Source organism: Caulobacter sp. FW305-C-30-S16 (assembly GCF_058783025.1).
The window spans coordinates 259,368-278,089 of record NZ_JBYSYH010000003.1; the positions used below are offsets into that span (position 1 = coordinate 259,368).

General features: G+C 67.6%; 17 protein-coding genes and 1 tRNA gene. 8 read left to right on the forward strand and 10 right to left on the reverse strand.

Annotated elements, in window-relative coordinates; translation table 11 throughout:
• The first annotated feature begins 231 nt into the window (after window positions 1–231).
• The 4 genes from AC3WJT_RS13330 (at window position 232) to AC3WJT_RS13345 (ending at window position 5,972) form a co-directional block, all read left to right on the forward strand.
• Entirely contained in the window at window positions 232–3,222 is a 2,991-nt protein-coding gene (locus AC3WJT_RS13330) for a TonB-dependent receptor (protein WP_492343611.1), read from the forward strand.
• Between the two features lie 106 nt (window positions 3,223–3,328).
• Window positions 3,329–4,006, forward strand: coding sequence for a bifunctional 4-hydroxy-2-oxoglutarate aldolase/2-dehydro-3-deoxy-phosphogluconate aldolase (locus AC3WJT_RS13335; protein ID WP_492343612.1), 678 nt, complete (start codon window positions 3,329–3,331; stop codon window positions 4,004–4,006).
• Window positions 4,003–5,109, forward strand: coding sequence for a PfkB family carbohydrate kinase (locus AC3WJT_RS13340; RefSeq protein ID WP_492343613.1), 1,107 nt, complete (start codon window positions 4,003–4,005; stop codon window positions 5,107–5,109). The genes AC3WJT_RS13335 and AC3WJT_RS13340 overlap by 4 nt, the downstream gene beginning before the upstream one ends.
• A gap of 62 nt (window positions 5,110–5,171) precedes the next feature.
• Complete coding sequence (locus AC3WJT_RS13345; protein WP_492343614.1) at window positions 5,172–5,972, forward strand: hypothetical protein; 801 nt, start codon at window positions 5,172–5,174, stop codon at window positions 5,970–5,972.
• A 14-nt stretch (window positions 5,973–5,986) separates the two neighbouring features.
• On the opposite strand, the gene AC3WJT_RS13350 is transcribed toward AC3WJT_RS13345, so the two are convergent.
• From AC3WJT_RS13350 to AC3WJT_RS13360, 3 genes are all read right to left on the reverse strand, one after another.
• Window positions 5,987–6,346: a VOC family protein gene (locus AC3WJT_RS13350; RefSeq protein ID WP_492343615.1), complete on the reverse strand. Its 360-nt coding sequence runs from the start codon at window positions 6,344–6,346 to the stop codon at window positions 5,987–5,989.
• A gap of 70 nt (window positions 6,347–6,416) precedes the next feature.
• On the reverse strand, window positions 6,417–7,718 hold the full coding sequence (locus tag AC3WJT_RS13355; protein WP_492343616.1) for an MFS transporter: 1,302 nt from the start codon (window positions 7,716–7,718) through the stop codon (window positions 6,417–6,419).
• A 14-nt stretch (window positions 7,719–7,732) separates the two neighbouring features.
• Window positions 7,733–8,578 (reverse strand): 2-keto-4-pentenoate hydratase, encoded by an 846-nt coding sequence (locus AC3WJT_RS13360; RefSeq protein WP_492343617.1) that lies wholly within the window; start codon window positions 8,576–8,578, stop codon window positions 7,733–7,735.
• Between the two features lie 130 nt (window positions 8,579–8,708).
• On the opposite strand from AC3WJT_RS13360, the gene AC3WJT_RS13365 reads away from it, so the two are divergent.
• Complete coding sequence (locus AC3WJT_RS13365; RefSeq protein WP_492343618.1) at window positions 8,709–10,082, forward strand: pectate lyase family protein; 1,374 nt, start codon at window positions 8,709–8,711, stop codon at window positions 10,080–10,082.
• A 37-nt stretch (window positions 10,083–10,119) separates the two neighbouring features.
• Here AC3WJT_RS13365 and AC3WJT_RS13370 read toward each other — a convergent pair whose 3' ends face one another.
• On the reverse strand, window positions 10,120–11,667 hold the full coding sequence (locus AC3WJT_RS13370) for a carboxylesterase/lipase family protein (protein ID WP_492343619.1): 1,548 nt from the start codon (window positions 11,665–11,667) through the stop codon (window positions 10,120–10,122).
• Window positions 11,668–11,832: 165 nt separating this feature from the next.
• Here AC3WJT_RS13370 and AC3WJT_RS13375 point away from each other — a divergent pair, with 165 nt between their 5' ends.
• Window positions 11,833–12,231, forward strand: coding sequence for an SRPBCC family protein (locus AC3WJT_RS13375; RefSeq protein ID WP_492343620.1), 399 nt, complete (start codon window positions 11,833–11,835; stop codon window positions 12,229–12,231).
• A gap of 42 nt (window positions 12,232–12,273) precedes the next feature.
• Window positions 12,274–12,363, forward strand: a tRNA-Ser gene (locus AC3WJT_RS13380).
• 11 nt (window positions 12,364–12,374) lie between these two features.
• Here AC3WJT_RS13380 and AC3WJT_RS13385 read toward each other — a convergent pair.
• The 4 genes from AC3WJT_RS13385 to AC3WJT_RS13400 all read right to left on the reverse strand — a co-directional run bounded on the left by AC3WJT_RS13385 (window position 12,375) and on the right by AC3WJT_RS13400 (window position 15,521).
• Window positions 12,375–13,940 (reverse strand): cryptochrome/photolyase family protein, encoded by a 1,566-nt coding sequence (locus AC3WJT_RS13385; protein ID WP_492343621.1) that lies wholly within the window; start codon window positions 13,938–13,940, stop codon window positions 12,375–12,377.
• Window positions 13,937–14,101, reverse strand: a complete 165-nt coding sequence (locus AC3WJT_RS13390; RefSeq protein WP_492343622.1) for a DUF2256 domain-containing protein — start codon at window positions 14,099–14,101, stop codon at window positions 13,937–13,939. The genes AC3WJT_RS13385 and AC3WJT_RS13390 overlap by 4 nt, the downstream gene beginning before the upstream one ends.
• Before the next feature lie 102 nt (window positions 14,102–14,203).
• Entirely contained in the window at window positions 14,204–14,695 is a 492-nt protein-coding gene (locus AC3WJT_RS13395) for an SRPBCC family protein (protein ID WP_492343623.1), read from the reverse strand.
• A gap of 34 nt (window positions 14,696–14,729) precedes the next feature.
• A complete protein-coding gene (locus AC3WJT_RS13400) occupies window positions 14,730–15,521 on the reverse strand; it encodes an SDR family NAD(P)-dependent oxidoreductase (protein WP_492343624.1) in 792 nt (263 codons plus the stop codon).
• Between the two features lie 165 nt (window positions 15,522–15,686).
• Here AC3WJT_RS13400 and acuI point away from each other — a divergent pair, with 165 nt between their 5' ends.
• The gene (gene acuI, locus AC3WJT_RS13405) at window positions 15,687–16,673 is read left to right on the forward strand and encodes an acrylyl-CoA reductase (NADPH) (protein ID WP_492343625.1); all 987 of its coding nucleotides are present in this window, start codon (window positions 15,687–15,689) and stop codon (window positions 16,671–16,673) included.
• A 126-nt stretch (window positions 16,674–16,799) separates the two neighbouring features.
• Here acuI and AC3WJT_RS13410 read toward each other — a convergent pair whose 3' ends face one another.
• Together AC3WJT_RS13410 and AC3WJT_RS13415 are read right to left on the reverse strand one after the other, a co-directional pair.
• Complete coding sequence (locus AC3WJT_RS13410) at window positions 16,800–17,573, reverse strand: SDR family NAD(P)-dependent oxidoreductase (RefSeq protein ID WP_492343626.1); 774 nt, start codon at window positions 17,571–17,573, stop codon at window positions 16,800–16,802.
• 23 nt (window positions 17,574–17,596) lie between these two features.
• Window positions 17,597–18,652 carry a phosphotransferase gene (locus AC3WJT_RS13415; RefSeq protein ID WP_492343627.1) on the reverse strand — a complete coding sequence of 352 codons (1,056 nt, stop codon included), beginning with the start codon at window positions 18,650–18,652 and terminating at the stop codon, window positions 17,597–17,599.
• Window positions 18,653–18,722: the final 70 nt, after the last annotated feature.

Consider the following 18,722-nt stretch of genomic DNA (forward strand, 5'->3'; position numbering starts at 1 on the left):
GATTCGCGCCCTGCGAGAAAGTGACGATGTTGTGGCTTGAATGGCTTGTCATCGGCCTCTGTCTTACGGTATCCATACCGATGATACCGGTGTCAAACAGATTGCTTCGCGAAATGACACCGGTGTCACCTGATCAGCGGCGCCGAGCGCGGTCGACGGTCAGCGGGTCGAATGACAAATACCGGCGGCACAGATCGTCGGGGAAACGCGCCGAAGGGGAGGGAGTTGGACGTGTCGAATGCTAACCGTTCGCGTCAAGGGGGGCTGCATTTCGGCGCCTCGCTGGCCGTAATCGCTTTCAGTCTGGCGACCGCCGGCGTCGCCCAGGCGCAGGACGCGCCCACGACGACCGCGGCCGACACCGAGGTTGACGCTCTGGTCATCACCGGTTTCCGCGCAAGTCTCGCGACCGCCCTGGCGACCAAGCGGCAGGAAACCGACATCGTCGACGCCATCAAGGCGGAAGACATCGCCGACTTCCCCGATTCCAACCTCGTCGAAGCGATCCAGCGTATTCCGGGCGTCTCCATTGACCGTGACGCCGGCGAAGGCCGCACCCTCACGGTTCGCGGCCTTGGCCCCGACTTCACCCGCACGCGCATCAACGGCATGGAAGGCCAGGCCACGACCGGCGGCACCGACAGTTCGGGCGGCGCCAACCGCGGTCGCGGCTTCGACTTCAACGTCTTCGCCTCGGAACTTTTCAACAGCGTCACGATCCGCAAGACCGCCTCGGCCGAAGTCGAGGAAGGCTCGCTCGGCGCGACCGTCGATCTGCGCACCAGCCGCCCCTTCGACTACAAGGGCATGAAGTTCGGCGGCTCGCTGCAGTACGGCTACAACGACCTGTCCGAAGAGTGGGATCCGCGCGCGGCGCTGCTCTACAGCAACACCTTCCTGGACGGGAAGATCGGCGTGCTGGCGTCGCTGGCCTACAGCGAGCGTAGCTCCCTTGAAGAAGGCTTCAGCTCGGTTCGCTGGGAGCGGGCGACCGACAACGGCGGCTTCTGCAGTCCGCTCGGCTTCGCGCCGCAGAACCCGACCAACAGCGGTTCGACCGGCAGCAGCGCGGCCAACTGCGCGACGGGCGTCGCTCGCCCCGCCAATACCGCCGCCAATAACACCGCCTACACCACCGCCAACCAGGCGACCGTGTTCATTCCGCGCCTGCCGCGCTACGGCCGTCTCGTCCATGAACAGGACCGGACCGGCTTCACCGGCGCGATCCAGTATCGCCCGACGGACTCCACCACCGTCAGCCTCGATGTCCTCTATTCGGATCTGAGCTCGACCCGTCAGGAGAACTTCCTCGAGTCGCTGTCCTTCAGCCGGAACGCGGCGGCGGGCGGCAAGACCCAGATCCATGTCGTAGACGCCTTCATCGATCCCTCAGGCCAGCTGGCCCGCGGCACGTTCAACAACGTCGATGTGCGCAGCGAGCAGCGGTACGACGAACTGCAGACGCAGTTCACGCAGTACACCCTGACCCTCGAGCAGGACTTCGGCGACCGGTTCAGCATGCGCGCCTTCCTGGGCACGTCGGAATCCGACTTCCAGAACCCGATCCAGACGACGGTGACGTTCGACCGCCAGAACACCCAGGGCTATTCCTGGGACTTCACCGGCGGCAACAACAGCACGCCTCTGATCAACTATGGTTTCGACGTCGCCAACCCGGCCAACTGGTCGTGGCGCGACACGACGCTCGGCAATGCGACGGCGGCTCTGCCCCGGTCGGAAATCCGCATGCGCCCGAACGGCGTGCTGACGACGTTCAACGCCGCGCAGCTCGACTTCCAGTGGGAAGCGACCGACTTCCTGACCATCAAGTTCGGCTACAATTTCAAGAAGTTCGAATCCGACTCCTTCGAGAACCGTCGCGCTGACGAAACGGTCGTTCCGGTGCTGCCGGTCGGCACCACGATCGCCGACATCTCCCAGCTGCTCACGGGCTTTGGCCGCAACCTCGAGATGCCGGCCGGCAACGCCACCCAGTGGATCGTGCCGAACCTCAACGCGATCACCAGCCTGTTCAACATCAACTGCAACTGTGACACCGGCGTCGCGGGCGGCAACTTCACCCTGACCGGGATCACCAACGGCAACGCCCGTGGCGGCAACCGCTTCATCAGTGAGGAAAGCCGCGGCTACTACATGCAGGCTGACTTCCGGACGGACATCTTCGATATGCCGCTGCGCGGCAACTTCGGCTTCCGTCAGGTCGAAACCAACCTCTACGCCGAGGGCTACAGCTCGACCGGCGGCGGGACGCGCGTCTCGGGCACCAACAAGTACGAGAACACCCTGCCGTCGATGAACCTGGCCCTCGAAGTGACGGATACCATCATGGTGCGCTTCGGCGCCGCGAAGGTCATGGCGCGCCCGCAAATCGGCAACACGCTGGCGGGCACCAACTACCTCGTTCCGACGACGTCGCTGGCCGCGAGCGGCCCGAACTTCACGGCCAGCATCGGCAACGTGGATCTCGCGCCGTTCCTGGCCAACACCTACGACCTCAGCTTCGAATGGTACTTCGCGCCGGAGTCGCTGTTCTCGGTGTCGCTCTTCAAGAAAGACATCAACAGCTACATCCAGATCATCCGCCAGGACCTGCAGTACCAGGAACTGACGGCGATCAATCCGATCGCGTTCGCCCCGGGACTGTGCATCGGCGCCTGTACGCCGACCCAGGTGTTCCAGCTGACCAGCGCCGTGAACACCGAAGGCGGCCCGCTGACCGGTTTCGAGGTCAGCTTCCAGGCGCCGTTCAGCTTCCTGCCCGCGCCGTTTGACCGCTTCGGCATCCAGGCCAACTACACCCAGGTGAAGTCCGAGATCGACTACTGCGACACCACGGTAAACGCGCTCTGCACCGCGTTCATCACCGAGGATCTCGTGAACCTGTCGCCCAAGGCCTACAACGCGACCCTCTACTACGAGGATGACCGCCTGAGCGCCCGGGTGTCTGCGGCCTATCGCGAAGGCTACCTGCAGAATATTCCGGGCCGGAACGCCAACGCCCTGGAAGGCAAGCTCGACAGCTTCAACGTCGACGCCGCGGCCAGCTGGAAGGTCACGCCGCAGGTCAGCCTGACGTTCGAAGGCCTGAACCTGCTCGATACCTTCAACCGCCAGTGGGTCGGCAACGACGACCGCCAGAGCACGTCGGTTTACCACCACACCGGTCGGCAGTTTAACTTCGGCTTCAAGTACACGTTCTAGTTCAACCTCCTTGCGCAGACTGGGCGCCGGGCACACCCCCGGCGCCCTTCTTTTTTCCACTATCCGGCGTAAGGCTGGAGCAGGCGCAAGGACGTGAGAGACGCACATGACCAAGGACCGCATGGCCGTACTGGCCGCCATGATCGATCAGGGGGTCATCCCCGTCTTCTATCACCCTGACGTCGAGACCTGCGTCAACGTCATCCAGGCCTGCGCCAACGGCGGGGCGCGCTGCATCGAGTTCACCAACCGGGGCGAGTTCGCGGCGCACACCTTCCTCGATGTGACCCGCCATTTCGCCAAGGCGGACCCGAGCGTGATCATGGGCGTCGGCAGCATCGTCGATGCGCCCACCGCCGGCCTGTACATCGCCAATGGCGCGAAGTTCGTCGTCGGGCCGATCCTCAACGCCGAGGTCGCGCGGGTCTGCAACCGCCGCATGGTGCCCTACAGCCCCGGCTGCGGCAGCGCGACGGAGATCAGCTACGCCCAGGAGCTGGGCAGCGAGATCGTCAAGGTCTTCCCCGGCGAGAGCGTCGGCGGTCCGACCTTCGTCAAGAACGTTCTGGGGCCGATGCCCTGGACCAAGATCATGCCCACCGGCGGGGTCGACCCGGACGAGGCGTCCCTGCGGGAATGGTTCGGCGCGGGCATCGTCGCCGCCGGCATGGGCAGCAAGCTGATCACCAACGACCTGCTGAAAGCGGGCGACTGGGCGGGCATCGAGGCCCGCGTGCGCAAGACCGTGGATCTCATCGCCAAAATCCGGAGAGAGCTCGCTTGAGCACCAATGTCCTGACCATCCGTCCCGCCAGCGAGACCCGCTGGGATTGCGCCTCGTTCGGCGAGGTGATGCTGCGCTTCGACCCCGGTTTCGGCCGTGTGCGCAACGCGCGGCAGTTCCATGTCTGGGAAGGGGGCGGCGAATACAACGTCGCCCGCGCGATGCGCAAATGCTGGGGCAAGCGCGCCACGGCGGTGACCGCCCTGCCGGTCAATGATCTCGGCTGGCTCGTCGAGGACCTGGTCATGCAGGGCGGCGTGGACATGAGCCACGTGGTCTGGCGCGAGTTCGACGGCCTCGGCCGCAATACGCGCGTGGGCCTGAACTTCACCGAGAAGGGCTTCGGCGTCCGCCCGGCGCTGGGCTGCAGCGACCGCGGCCACAGCGCCGCCTCACAGATCCGGCCCGGGGAAGTGAACTGGGAGAAGCTGTTCGGGGAGGAAGGCGTGCGCTGGTTCCATACCGGCGGCATCTTCGCCGCCCTGGCCAGCAACACCGCCGAGGCGGTGATCGAGGCGGTCGAGGCGGCCCGCAAGTACGGCACGGTCGTCAGCTACGACCTGAACTACCGCGCCTCGCTGTGGAAGAGCCAGGGCGGCAAGCCCGGCGCCCAGAAGATCAACCGCGAGATCGCCAAGTACGTCGATGTGATGATCGGCAACGAAGAGGATTTCACCGCCTGCCTCGGCTTTGAGGTCGAGGGTCTCGACGAGCACATCAGCGAGATCGATCCGGCCAACTTCAAGCGGATGATCGAGACGGCGGTCAGCCAGTTCCCGAACTTCAAGGTCGCGGCTACGACGCTGCGCAACGCCAGGACCGCCAGCGTCAATGACTGGTCCGCCGTCCTCTATGCTGGCGGCGAATTCTATCAGTCGATGATGCGCGAGAACCTGGAGATCTACGACCGGGTCGGCGGCGGCGACGGCTTCGCGTCGGGCCTCGCCTACGGCTTCCTGGAAGGAAAGGGCCCGCAGGCCGCCGTCGAGTACGGGGCGGCCCACGGCGCGCTTGCCATGACCACGCCTGGCGACACCTCGATGGTCCGCGCCGCTGAGGTCGAGGCGGTGATGCAGGGCAAGGGCGCGCGGGTCATTCGCTAGCGCCTCTATCGCCCTGTACCTCGCGCGCGATAGGCTGGCGTCTGGTCCGGAGCCACGCCGCCATGAGCTGGATTGTTCGTTTCCTGTCAGCGCTCGCGCTGTCGCTGGCCTTCGCCGGCGGCGCGCCGGCGCAGTCCGCCTCCGACGAGGCGGCCCTCAAGCGGGCGGCGACCCGCGGCGCGCAGATCTACGCCTATGACCAGGCGGCCTGGGTCACCACGGACGTCATGCTGAAAAAGCTGCCCGATCCGGGCAAGGCCGGGATCAAGGGATGGGTCATCCTGCCGAAGGGCGAGGGACTGACGGCGATCTATTACGGCGAGAAGGACGGGACGCCCTTCGCCGTGTTCTCCGGCGACGTCAGGGGTCGCAAGGTCGTGGCCAGCAAGGTCTTCGCCCCCGATGACGACCGAAGCCTGTCTTCGGAGGCCGCTGCTCTGGTGAGGGCGACGCGCGCGATCACCGTCACCGACCAGCGCCCCTGCACGCGCGGCGCCTTCAACAGCGTGACGCTGCCGCCGGAAGGACCCGACGGCCCGACCCTGGTCTATCTCCTGTCGCCGCAGGTCGAGGCCAACATCTATCCGTTCGGCGGCCATTTCCTGTTCGAGGTCGGGCCAGACGGCAAGGCGCCGTCGGTAAGGGGCTTCACCCGCAGCTGCCTCAACATGGCGGCCGTCGACCAGGGGGGCAGATCCGTCGCCGGGCTGTTCATCACGCATCTGCTCGACCAGACGCCGACCGAGATCCACGTCTGGCTGTCGCTGTGGACCGGCAAGACGGTCTACGTCGGGACCACCGCGCCGCAGCGCGTTTGGTCGGTGGAGGGGACGAAGATCACCCTGATCAAGACCGGCCCGTAGCCGGACAAGGCGCGTCAGGCGGCGGTTTCAGGCTGCCACAGCTCGATCGGATTGCCCTCCGGATCATGGAGCCGCGCGAAGCGGCCGACACCTGGCATGTCCCATTCGGGTTTGGTGATAACTTCAATTCCGGCAGCCCGGAGCGTCGCGCAGAGGCCGTCGATGTCGTCGACGCGCAGATTCACCATCCATTGGCGGTCGGCCGGAAAGTAGTCGGTATCGGCCTTGAACGGCGCGAAGACGCTCGGCCCCGCCTGGGTCTGCCATTCGCCGTAGGGCGATGAACCCACGCCGAGATGGTCCGCATACCAGGCGGTCAAAGCCTTCGGGTCCTTTGCGCGGAAGAAGATGCCGCCGATGCCCGTCACGCCCATGTTCGTCTCCCGGGTTCAAACCGGCACAAGCTTTAGCAGGCCTTTCGGCGTGGCGCACAACAGCGGCGGTCTAGAGCGCCACCGGCTCCATCTTCGGCGTCAGCAGGTGGACGACGAGGATCGCCAGTAGATAGACGCCGCCGCAGACCGCGAAGATTGGGCCATAGCCGCCCATGCCCTCGAGCACCTGGCCGACCGATTTGGCCATGACCATGCCGCCGATGCCGCCGACCATGCCGCCGATGCCGATGACCGAGCCTACGGCTTTCCGCGGGAAGACGTCGCTGGGCAGGGTGTAGAGGTTGGCGGAGAAGGCCTGGTGCACCGCGGCCAGCCATCCGACCAGCAGGGTCGCGACCCACAGGCTGGTGATCCCGGTGATCAGGAAATAGGGCAGGGCGCCGACGGCGAAGATCAGCAGGGTGGTCTTGCGCGCCCGGTTGATGCTCCAGCCCATGCTCATGAACCGCGAAGACAGCCAGCCGCCGCCGACGCTGCCGATGTCGGAGATGATGTAGACGATGGCCAGAACCAGGCTGTAGGTGCCGATCTCGCCCAGCTGGAACCCGCCGATCGACAGCTTCAGGTCAAAGGTCTTCTTGAAGAAGTCCGGCAGCCAGAACAGCAACATCCACCAGACCGGATCGATGAGGAACTTGCCCAGGGCGTAGGCCCAGGTCTCGCGCTTGGTCAGAACGGAGAACCACCCGACCTTCTTCTCGTCATCGGCGGGATCCTGCTCGATGTGCGCCAGCTCGGCGGCGTTGACACCCCTGGCCTTGCGCGGCTCGTTGTAGAGCGTGAACCAGGCCACCAGCCAGAGCAGGCCGATCAGGCCGGTGATGACAAAGGCCGCCTGCCAGCCCCACAGCAGCATGATCGCCGGCGCCGCCAGCGGGGTGATGATCGCGCCGATATTGGCGCCCGCGTTGAAGATGCCGGTCGCCAGCGCGCGCTCCTTCTTGGGGAACCACTCGGTGACGGCCTTGATCCCGGCCGGGAAGTTGCCGCCTTCGCCGATCCCCAGCAGGACGCGGACCGCGAAGAACTGCCCGAGGCTGCTGGCGCCCGCATGCGCGATATGGGCGATCTGCCAGATGAAGAACGCGGTCGCGTAGCCGATCTTGGCGCCGACCCGGTCCACGAAGGCGCCGAACAGCAGGTAGGACACCGCATAGGCGGCCTGGAAGTAGAAGACGATGTCGGCGTAGTCGGTCTCCGACCAGCCGAGATCCTCGGAGATGAAGGGCTTGAGCACGCCCAGCATCTGACGGTCGACGTAGTTGATCACCACGGCGGTGAACAGCAGGGCGCAGATCACCCAGCGTTGGCGAGTCATCCGGCCTTCGGATGCAGCAGCGTCTTCCGCCATGACGTTTCGACTCCCTAGCGGGCGGTCGGTCTTGCGATCTCTGCAGCGCAGAGGATCTCGCCGAACTCACCAAAACTGACGCGGGCCGTCTGGCCCGCCTTGATCTCATGAATGCCGGTCGCGGCGCCGGTGGTGACGTACATGCCGGCCCTCAGCGGCAGGCCGCGGGCCGCGCAGTGTCCGAGCAGAAAGGCCAGCGCCGGGGCCGGGCCGCCGGGGACCGAGGCGGCCGCGCCGGCCCCGACCGACAGGTCGTCGATGAAGGTCTCGCAGGTCAGGGTCGCATCCGGCCGCTCGCGCCAGCCCTCGATCTCCGGTCCGACGACCAGGGCGGCGTTGTTGCCGAAATCAGAGGCGACGACCGTCGATCCGAGGTCATTGATCGTCTTGAGCGGGCTGCCGGCGAACTCCACGCCGATATGCAGCGATGCGGCGATCGCCAGCGCTTCGGATGTCGTCCAGTCGGTCTTGCCGGCCGGCGCGTCAGCCGCGAGGCGATAGACGAACTCGGCCTCGACGGCGCCAAAGCCGCCGGCGATCACCGGCAGGCGCACGGTTTCGCCGCGCAGCGGGAGGCGCAAGGCGCCCCGGAAGGTGGGTCCGCCGATGCGTTCCTCGCCCAGCCGGGCCTGAAGGTCGGGCGGCACCCGGCCGACCTTCCAGCCGGCGATATCATCCGGATAGTGCCCGATGGCGATGTCCTGAATGGCGTAGGCCTCGGCCAGACTGCCGGGGATCTCACCCGGAAAGCCGGGCAGGGACCTGGCGCCCAGGCGGGCTGCCACGAAGGCGCGGGCTATCTCGACCGGCGTCGCGCCGGTCGTCGTCGGAGTCGTCGAAGCGCTCGCCCCTGCTGTCACGCCTCTTGTCCTCCCTCACGCGATGGCCCCGGTTTCAAGGTCTCGATTGTGTCTAAAGGAAACCGGTGTCATTTTCAACGGCATGCGGTGCGAAGACCCGCAAATGATCTGAAGTCCGGGAGTGAAACACGTGTTGCGACCTGTCCTGATCGGCCTTGGCGTGAGCCTGGCGATGGCGTCCACGGCTCTGGCCCAGTGGCCGTTCCGCAAGAGTGATTCGGCCGCCCAGACCGCGCCGTCAGCGGCGCCGCTCGCCTTTCCGGGCGCCCAGGGCTGGGCTGCGACGACCCCGGGCGGTCGGGGAGGCCGGATCCTGCGGGTCACCACGCTGGCCGGGGAGGGACCGGGCTCGTTCCGCGAGGCGGTGGAAACAAAGGGCCCCAGGATCATCGTCTTCGAGGTCGGCGGCGTCGTCGACCTGGGCGGCAAGACCCTGACCATCCGCGAACCGTTCCTGACCATCGCCGGCCAGACCGCTCCGTCACCGGGCGTGACCTTCATTCGCGGCGGGATCGACATCGCAACCCATGATGTCGTCGTGCGTCACATCCGGGTCAGGCCCGGGGAGGCCGGCTTCCCGAAGAAGAGCGGCAAGGACTTCGACTCCATCTCCACCCAGGGGATCGCCTACAACATCATCGTCGACCACTGCACCCTGACCTGGGGCACGGACGAGAACCTGTCGGCCTCCGGTCCCCGCTTTGTCGGCAAGACGCCGGACGAATGGCGTGCAGGCACCTCGCGCAACATCACCTTCTCCCAGAACATCATCGCCGAGAGCCTGCGCTACAGCACCCATGGCAAGATCGAGCACTCCAAGGGCACGCTGGTGCACGACAACGTCACCGGCATCCTGATCTGGGGGAACCTCTACGCCCACAACTACGAGCGCAATCCGATGCTCAAGGGCGGCGTCTGGGCGGCGATCGTCAACAACCTGATCTTCAATCCCGGCCAGCGGGCGATCCACTACAACCTGATGGCCGAGGAGTGGGGCGCCAACCCCTGGCAGATCGGCAAGCTGTCAGTCGTCGGCAACGTCCTGCGCGGCGGACAGGACACGCCGGAAGGCCTGCCGCTGTTCATGCTCGGCGGCTACGCGGACGTGGAGTACTTCGGCCGCGACAACACCGCTGTCGATCGCTGGGGCCAGCCGCTGCCGATGTTCGGCCGCTACACCACAACCCCGGCGAAGATCATCCTGCTGAACCGCGCGCCGGTCTGGCCCGCCGGGCTGGTCGCCATTCCGGCCGAGCAGGTCCAGCAGTGGGTGCTCAGGAACGCCGGCGCCCGTCCCTGGGACCGCGACGCCAACGACGTCCAGCTGATCTCCGACGTCGCCGAGGGGCGGGGCAACATCATCGACTCCGAGAACGACCTGCACGGCTACCCGATCGAGACGCCGACGGCCCGCCCGTTCGTCGAGGCCGACTGGAACCTCGCGGACATGACCCCGAAGCGTACGGAGCTGCTGGATTCGGGAGCAAAGGCGAAGGGCACCTGAAGCGGGTGTTTAGCGCCGACCGGGCGTCTCGCGATGGTCAGGTCCCCGGCTGGATGTAGGGCACGCGGGCGAACAGCTCTCGCTCGGCGCCGCGCGGATCGTCTTCCATGCGCGGCGAAGCATCGAAGATCATCGTCTGGCGCCGGGGCAGGGTGTAGGGCGCCCAGCCCGGGTCGCCGGTCCGGGCGAAGGCGATGAAGGCGTCCTGCATCGCGTCGGACACGGCCCTGGCGTCCGGCGCCGCGCCGGTGATCGAGCCGGGGGCGTCGAGCGTCCCGAACACCAGCGGGATGTCGAGCGTATGGGGCGCGCCCCATTTGCCGCCGTCCTTCGGACTTCGCCAGTCCAGTTGGTAGACGAAGGCGGGCGCGCCCTGGATCGCCCGGGCCTCGGCCTCGATAACCGCCGCCCGCCAGGAGCGTGAGGCCGTGCTGGCGGCGAAAAACACCTCGCTGGCGGACCAGGCCGGATAGAGCCGCCGGTACTCCGCCACGACCGTCTCCGGACTGATGTCCACCCGCAGTTCCGGCGCCAGTCGGGCCGGCAGATCGTCCCAGGTCAGGCTGTGGTTGCGCGCCTCGCCGCCGAGGAAGGCGCGGGTCTCGTCGCGTGTGTTGCCGATCATCATCGGAACGCCCGCCGACTGGGCCGGCGCGTCGGGCCAGAACGGGTGGCGGGTCAGGCTGCGGTCGTCGAGCACCGGCCCGAAGTAGAGGGAGGCCATCGGCCCGATCGGGTCCCTGGCCGCCATCCCCTCGACCAGCCGTGAGGCAGGCAGGGTGGCGAGGTCGCCCGGACGCTCCGCTGACAGACCCAGCGCCGACAGGTAAGCTTCGGTGCGTCGGTGGGCGTTCAGCGGTCCAGACGCAGTGACCTGCTGGCCGCTCATGGTCGCGGCGCGATGGAACAGACCCTTCGCCGCGGGCATGGCCATCAGGGTGGCGATCTTGGCGCCGCCGCCGGACTGTCCGAAGACGGTCACCTTGCCGGGGTCGCCGCCGAACCCGGCGATGTTGTCCCGCACCCACTGCAGCGCCAGGACGAGATCAAGCTGGCCGGCGTTGCCGGAGTCCGCCCAGAGCGGTTCGTCGAACCGGCCGAGCGACAGATAGCCGAACGGGCCCAGGCGATGGTTCAGGGTGACCACAACGACATCGCCGCGCACCGCCAGCCGCGTCCCGTCATAGAGCGGACTGGAGCCGGACCCGGTACTGTAGGCGCCTCCATGGATGTAGACCATCACCGGCCGGGCGGCCGCATCGGCGCCGGGCGTCCAGACATTGAGGAACAGGCAGTCCTCGGAGGTATTCGGCTCGTCGCCACGCTGGGGGCAGCCGGGGCCATAGGCGAGGGCGTCGCGGATGTCCGTCCACGCCTGCGGCGCCAGCGGCGGCTGGAAACGGCGCGGGCCGGTGTCGGCGCCGTAGCGGACACCCTTGAACACCAGCAGGCCGCCTTCGACCCGGCCGCGAACCCTGCCCCCCGTCGTGCCGACCACCGGCCCCGGCTTCAAGGCGGCGAACGCCGGGGTCGCGGAAGCGGCGGCGAGAGTGGTCAAGGCGGCGCGGCGGGTCAGAGCGGTCATCCCCGCAAGGGTGACACCGGTAGCTGGGTGACGGCAAGGCAGGTCGGGTCGGCGCCCCGCTCTGGATCTGCGGAGCGGCCGGGTCGCCGGGTGATGACGTCCGGTTTCCGCGCGCAGAGCGGCCGGCCACGCGTCAGAACGTGGGACCACACAGAGGAGCCCGTCATGGCCACCATCCACATCGAGACTTTCATCGACGCCCCGGCCGACCAGGTCTGGGACGCCATCCGCGACTACGGTGCGCTGCATACCCGCCTCGTGCCCGGTTTCGTCATCGACACGCGGCTGGAGGGCGACTCCCGGATCGTCACGTTCGGCAACGGCATGACCGCGCGTGAACGCATCGTCGGTCTGGACGATGAGGCTCGCCGCTTCGCCTACGGCGTCGTCAGCGACCGCATCGATCACCACAGCGCCTCCAACCAGGTGTTCGCCGAAGGCGACAGCCGCTGCCGGTTCGTCTGGATCGCCGACGTTCTGCCCGATGCGATGGCCGACACCATGGCGCCGATGATGCGGCAGGGCGCCGACATCCTGAAAGCCACAGCCGAAACCGCCCGTTAGCACTGGAGGCTGCGCCCGGGCGCTGATAGAAGCCGCGCCAACGGACGGGTGGTCGAGTGGTTTAAGGCAGCGGTCTTGAAAACCGCCGTAGGTGGAAGCCTACCGTGGGTTCGAATCCCACCCCGTCCGCCACTCCGCGCTCTCTAGCGCGCAAGGGCCCCGAGCGCGGCGCGCGCGGCGTCCGCCTCGGCCAGCAGGGCGCGGCGGCGGTCCTCGCCGAAGCCGTCGAGGGTGCGGTAGGGCATGGCCAGCCGCGCGTTGCCGCCCAGGACCGCCCGGTTGCGCTCGAGAAAGCCCCAGTAGAGCCGGTTGAACGGGCAGGCGTTGTCGCCGGATTTCGCCTTCACGTCGTAATGACAGCCGCCGCAGTAGTCGCTCATCCGGTTGATGTAGGCGCCGGAGGCGGCATAGGGCTTTGACCCGACAATGCCGCCGTCGGCGAAGGTCGCCATGCCCCGCGTGTTGGGCATCTCGACCCATTCGAACGCGTCCGCGTAGACGGTCATGTACCAGTCATCCACCGCGTCCGGATGGACGCCCAGCAGCATGGCCAGGTTGCCCGTGACCATCAGGCGCTGGATGTGGTGCGCGTAGGCGTTGGCGCGGGTGGTTTCGACCGTGTCGGCGACACAGGCCATGTCGGTCTGCCCCGACCAGAAGAACCACGGCAGCTGACGGTCCGCGCCCAGCGCGTTGCGCAGGCCGTACTCCGGCATCTTCAGCCAGTAGACGCCGCGCACGAACTCGCGCCAGCCGAGGATCTGGCGGATGAAGCCCTCAACCGCGTTCAGGGGCGCCAGGCCGGCGCGGTAGGCCGCCTCCGCCCGTCGGCAGGTCTCCAGCGGATCCAGCAGTCCGATGTTCAGCGAGGTCGAGATCAGGCCGTGCCACATCCAGGGCTGACCGCTCGCCATGGCGTCCTGCCATTCGCCGAAGTCCGGCAGGATGTCGGTGATGAAGTCGTCCAGGACCTGTTCGGCCTCCGCAACCGTCGTGGGCCAGCCGAAGGTCTCCAGGTCGCCGAAGTGATCTGGGAACAGTCGTGCGACGTCGGCCATGGCCTCACGCGTCGTGACGTTGGGTGGGACTCTCGGCCGGGCCGGCGGCCGCAGCCCCTTCGGCAAACCCTTGCGGTTCTCGGCGTCGAAGTTCCACCGGCCGCCCTCCGGCTCGGCCCCGGACATCAGCAGGCCCGTTTCACGGCGCATCTCGCGGTAGAAGTACTCCATCCGCAGCTGGCGGCGATCCCCGGCCCAGGTCCGGAAACGCCCGGCCGAACAGATGAACCGCCGGTCCTCGCGGACCTCGACCGGAACCGGCGAGGCCGCCGCGAAGGCCTTCAGCGCCTCGGCCAGCCGCCACTCGCCGCACGCCGTCATGATGACGCGCGCGCAACCGGTTTGCGCCAGCGCCCGCCCGATCTCGCCGACGATCGCGTGCGTGTTTCCTGGCGCATCGATCCGGACGTAGCGGACGGTGACGCCCTTTGCCGAAAGGCGCGCCGCGAAGTTGCGCATGGCGGCGAAGATCAGGGCGATCTTCTGCTTGTGGTGGCGGACATAGGTGGCTTCGTCGCGAACCTCGGCCATCAGCACGACGTCCCTGGCGACGTCGATGCCCTCAAGCGCGGTCAGGGAGTCGGACAGCTGGTCGCCCAGCACCAGCCGGACCGCGCCGCCGCTCCCGGCGTCTTTCGCTAGGGAGGTCATGGGGCCGTCGGGCGGTTCAGCGCCGAGCGCTGGCCCCGACACCGGTCAGAGCAGTAGCGGACCTCGTCCCAGCAGGCCGCCCATTTGCGTCGCCAGGCGAAAGGGCGCTGGCAGGCGGCGCAGATCTTCGTCGGAAGATCGGCCTTGCGTCTGGTCTTCATGCCTGCCCCCGATCGGCCAGCCCGGCGCCGAGCCGTGGCCGGCTCAACCCCGGACGGCGGGTCTCCGTCGGCGGCGAGACCTAGGGCGATCGGCGCGCGCGCCTACCCCAGCCCGAACCGCTTCGGCTCGGCGGCGATCAGGGCCTCAAGCTTCGGCAGACCGGCTCTGATGCCGCCGGCGAGCTGGCGGGAGATCAGCCAGCCGAGCGGGAAGGGCGCGCCGGCCTTGCCGGCCCAGCGCAGTTCGCAGCCGCCGGGCGTGGGCACGACGCGGTAGTCCTCGACGGCGGCCGAGAGCGGCAACGACGAGCGCTCGAAACGGAAGGCCATCCGGCTGCCTTCGTCCCAGGCGAAGAACGTCTCTTCGATCACTTGCGGGCCGACCTCGACGGTGCGGGTCGTCCCGACAGCGCCCGGCAAAGGACTGGTCCAGGTGACCTTCGTGATCGGCAGCCAGTGGGTCCAGGCGTCCGCATCCAGCAGCGCCGCCCAGACGGCCGAGGGCGGGAAGGGGAAGGCATGGGTCACCGGCGTGGCCCCGGCGGCGAGGAAATCCTCGCCCACCGGCTTGTGCGCGCGAAGGGGCTTCGACATTGGCAGGTCCTTTGTGATTGCGGAGAACGCGCGGCTAGCGCGGCGGCATCCGGATGGCGCCGTCGAGCCGGACGGTCTCGCCGTTGAAGTAGCCGTTGCGCAGCATCGTCACGGCCAGATCGGCATACTCGTGCGGATGGCCCAGACGGCGCGGGAAGGGCACCGACGCCGACAGGCTGTCGAAGATCGCCGGCGCGCGGGTCTTGACCCCCAGCATCGGCGGGGTGGCCATGATGCCCGGCAGGATGGTGTTGATGCGGATGCCCTCGTTGGCCAGGTCGCGGGCGATGACCAGGGTCATCCCCTTGATCGCCGCCTTGGAGGCCGCGTAGGCCACCTGGCCCACCTGACCGTCCTCGGCCGCCACCGAGCCGGTGTTGACGATGGCGCCGCGGCCGCCGTCCTCGTCCGGCTCGAGGGTCGCCATGCCCGCCGCGCTTTTGACGATGCAGCGGAAGGTGCCGACCGTGTTCAGACCCAGCACCCATTCGAAGTCCGCGGCGTTGAACTGCTTGATCTCGCCGGTCTGTTTGTCCCGGGCGATGGTCTTGCCGCCACGGCCGCCGCCCGCGCAGTTGACCAGCACCCGCTCCTGGCCGTGCGCGGCGCGGGCCTTGGCGAAGCCGGCGTCGACCGACTCCTCGCTCATGACATTGACCTCGCAGAACAGCGCGCCCAGCTCCTCGGCCTTCTTCGCGCCGGTCTCGGGATTCTGGTCGAAGATGGCCACCTTGACGCCAAGGTCGCGCAGCGCCTTGACCGTGGCGGCGCCCAGGCCGGATGCGCCACCGGTGACGATGGCCGAGACGGAACTGTCGAGCTTCATGGCGTTTCTCCCTGTTGTCCGCGGATCAGATCGCCGCGTCGCGGACGGTCTGCAGGACTTGCGGGGAGTTGAGCGCCGGCGCCCTTGGGTCACGCAAGCGGATGGTGGCGCGGACGGGAAATCTGTCTCATACCGACGGCGCCCACCTGCAGATCGGACCTGTTCATGACCTTCAAGGCTCTCCTCGCGACGCGGATCGAGCGCGCCGTCACCGTCGACCTGATCGACATGACCGACGAGCAGTTGATGGACGGGGACGTCAGCATCGACGTCGACTACTCGACGGTGAACTACAAGGACGGCCTGGCGCTGGCCGGACGCCCGGGTGTGATCCAGACCTATCCGCTCGTGCCGGGCATCGACCTGGCCGGCACGGTGACGCAATCGTCCCATGCGGGCTACATCGCGGGTGACAAGGTCGTGCTGAACGGCTGGGGCCTGAGCCAGACCCACCACGGCGGCTATTCCCAGAAGGCAAGGGTCAACGGCGACTGGCTGGTCAAGCTGCCGGGCAGCATCAGCACCCGCGACGCCATGGCCATCGGCACCGCCGGCTATACGGCGATGCTCAGCATCCTGGCGCTCGAGCACAACGGCATCACGCCGGACCGTGGTCCGGTGCTCGTCACCGGCGCCAACGGCGGGGTAGGGTCGGTGGCGATCCTGGTGTTGTCGCGTCTTGGCTATCGCGTGATCGCCTCGACCGGCCGGCCGGAGGAGAGCGACTATCTCACTGCCCTCGGCGCCGCGGAGATCATCGACCGCAAGACGCTGTCTGAGGCCGGCCCGCCGATCGCCGCGCCGAAGTGGGCCGGCGCGGTCGACTCGGTCGGCAGCACGACCCTGGCCAACGTGCTGGCCCAGACCGACTATCGCGGCGCAGTGGCCGCCTGCGGCTTGGCCCAGGGCGTCGATCTGCCGGGCTCGGTGTTCCCGTTCATTCTGCGCAACGTGACCCTCGCGGGCATCGACTCGGTCAATGCACCGTTTGAGGCCCGGGCGCGCGCCTGGGACCGGCTGGCGAAGGACCTCGACCTGTCGAAGCTGGCGACGACGGTGACCGAAGTCGGCCTGGCCGATGTTCCGGCCGTCGGCCGCGCGATCCTCGAAGGCAAGGTGCGCGGCCGGACGGTGGTCGACGTCAACCGCTGACGAGTCCTGATCCGTCTCCCCGGCGCAGGCCGGGGCCCAGATCTTAGGGCGCAAAAAATGGCGGGCCCACCAGAGACGCCGTAGCTGAATCTGGATCCCGGCCTTCGCCGGGAAAACGGAATATCGCTACCGCCCGCTCTGGCCGTCGTCGACGCGGATGCAGGAGCCGGTGACGAAGTCCGAGGCCGGCGAGACGAGGAACAGCAGGGTGCTGTCCAGCTGCGCCGGGTCGCCCAGCCGCTTGCGCGGGAAGTGCTGGCTGATGTCGCCGACCCGCGAGAGCATGCCGTCCATCATCTCCGAGGCGAAAGCGCCCGGCGCGATGGCGTTGACGTTGATGTTGGCGCTGGCCCATTCGACCGAAAGAGCCTGGGTCATCCGCACCACCGCAGACTTGGTGATCGAATAGAGCGCCGCACCGTTGCCGCTGTATTCGAAGGCCGCCACCGAGGCGATGTTGACGATGCGTCCCGGCGTGTTCGCCGCGATCAGGCGACGGGCGACCTCGCAGGACAGGATGTAGGGCGCGCGCAGGTTCACCCCGATGACCCGGTCGATCAGGTCGACGGACATCTTCACCGCCCGCTGGGCGTCGGGAATGCCGGCGTTGTTGACCAGGATCGTCACCGTCCCGAAGGCCTCCTCGGCCTTGCCGACGACGGCCAGCAGCTGGTCGGCGTCAGTGACGTCGAGTTCCAGCGCGATGGCCTCGCCGCCCTCGGCGCGGATCTCCGCGGCCAGGGCTTCAAGCCGGTCAAGTCTGCGCGCGGTCAGGGCGACCTTCGCGCCGCAGCGGGCGAGGGTCTTTGCGAAGCGGACGCCCAGGCCGGAGGAGGCGCCGGTGACCAGGGCCACCTGGCCGGTCAGGTCGGTGGAGACGTTGGGGATCGGATAGGTCATGAGCGGTCTTTCAACGGAGGGGATCAGTCGCGGCCTTCAAGAATATCGAGGGCCTGTCTGGCGAGATGGGGGGTGCCGTTTTCCGCCGGCCGGTCGCTCGCGGCGTTGCCGGCCAGCACGCGGCGGTAGACGCCCTGCGAGATCGAGGCGAGGCGGAAGATCGAGAAGGCCATGTAGAACGGCCAGTCCTCGATCGGACCCCGACCGACGCGCTTGCAGTAGGCTTCGACGTAGGCGGCCTCGGTCGGAATGCCGCTGGTTTCGAAGTCCACCCCCTGCAGCGTGCCCCAGGATGCGCCGTGCGAGCGCCACAGGAAGGCGTTGTAGGCGATGTCGGCCAGCGGATTGCCGATCGTCGACAGTTCCCAGTCGAGCACCGCGATCAGCCGCGGCTCGGTCGGGTGGAACATGACGTTCTCGAGCCGGTAGTCGCCGTGCGCGATGGAGATCGGGTCCTCGGCCGGAATCCGTCCCGGAAGCCTCTCGATCAGCGCCTCCATTTCCGGGATCAGCTCACTCTCCGCGCCCCGGTACTGTTTGGTCCAGCGATTGACCTGGCGTTCGAAATAGCCGCCCGCCTTGCCGAAGTCGCCGAGGCCCGCCGCGACGAAATCCACCTTGTGCAGCTTGGCCAGGGTGGCGTTGAGGTCGTCGTAGATCGCCGCGCGTTCGGCCGGCTCCATCCCCGGCAGCATGGCGTCCCGGAAAATGCGGCCCTCCAGATAGTCCATGACGTAGAAGGACGTGCCGATGACGGCGTCGTCAGTGCAGAGGGCGCGCATCTTCGGCACGGGGACGTGCCCGTCGAGCGCCTTCATCACCTTGAACTCGCGGTCGACCTGGTGGGCGCTGGCCAGCAGCACGCCCGGCGGCTTCTTGCGCAGGACGTAGCGACGCGGACCGTCCGCCGTCTGCGTCGTCAGGAGGAAGGTCGGGTTCGACGCCCCGCCCTGGAACTGCTGGACGACCATCGCGTCGCCGAAGCCGTCCACTTCCCGGCGAAGCCAGGCTTCGAGCGGGGCAGGGTCGAACCGGTGCGCGGGCGAGACGTCGCGAACGGGCGGGGCGGACGCAGTCATGGCGGTTTCCTCTTCTTGGGAGGAGCATGCCTGCTTTCCCTTCGGGCGCCACAAGGGCTCGATTGCATCG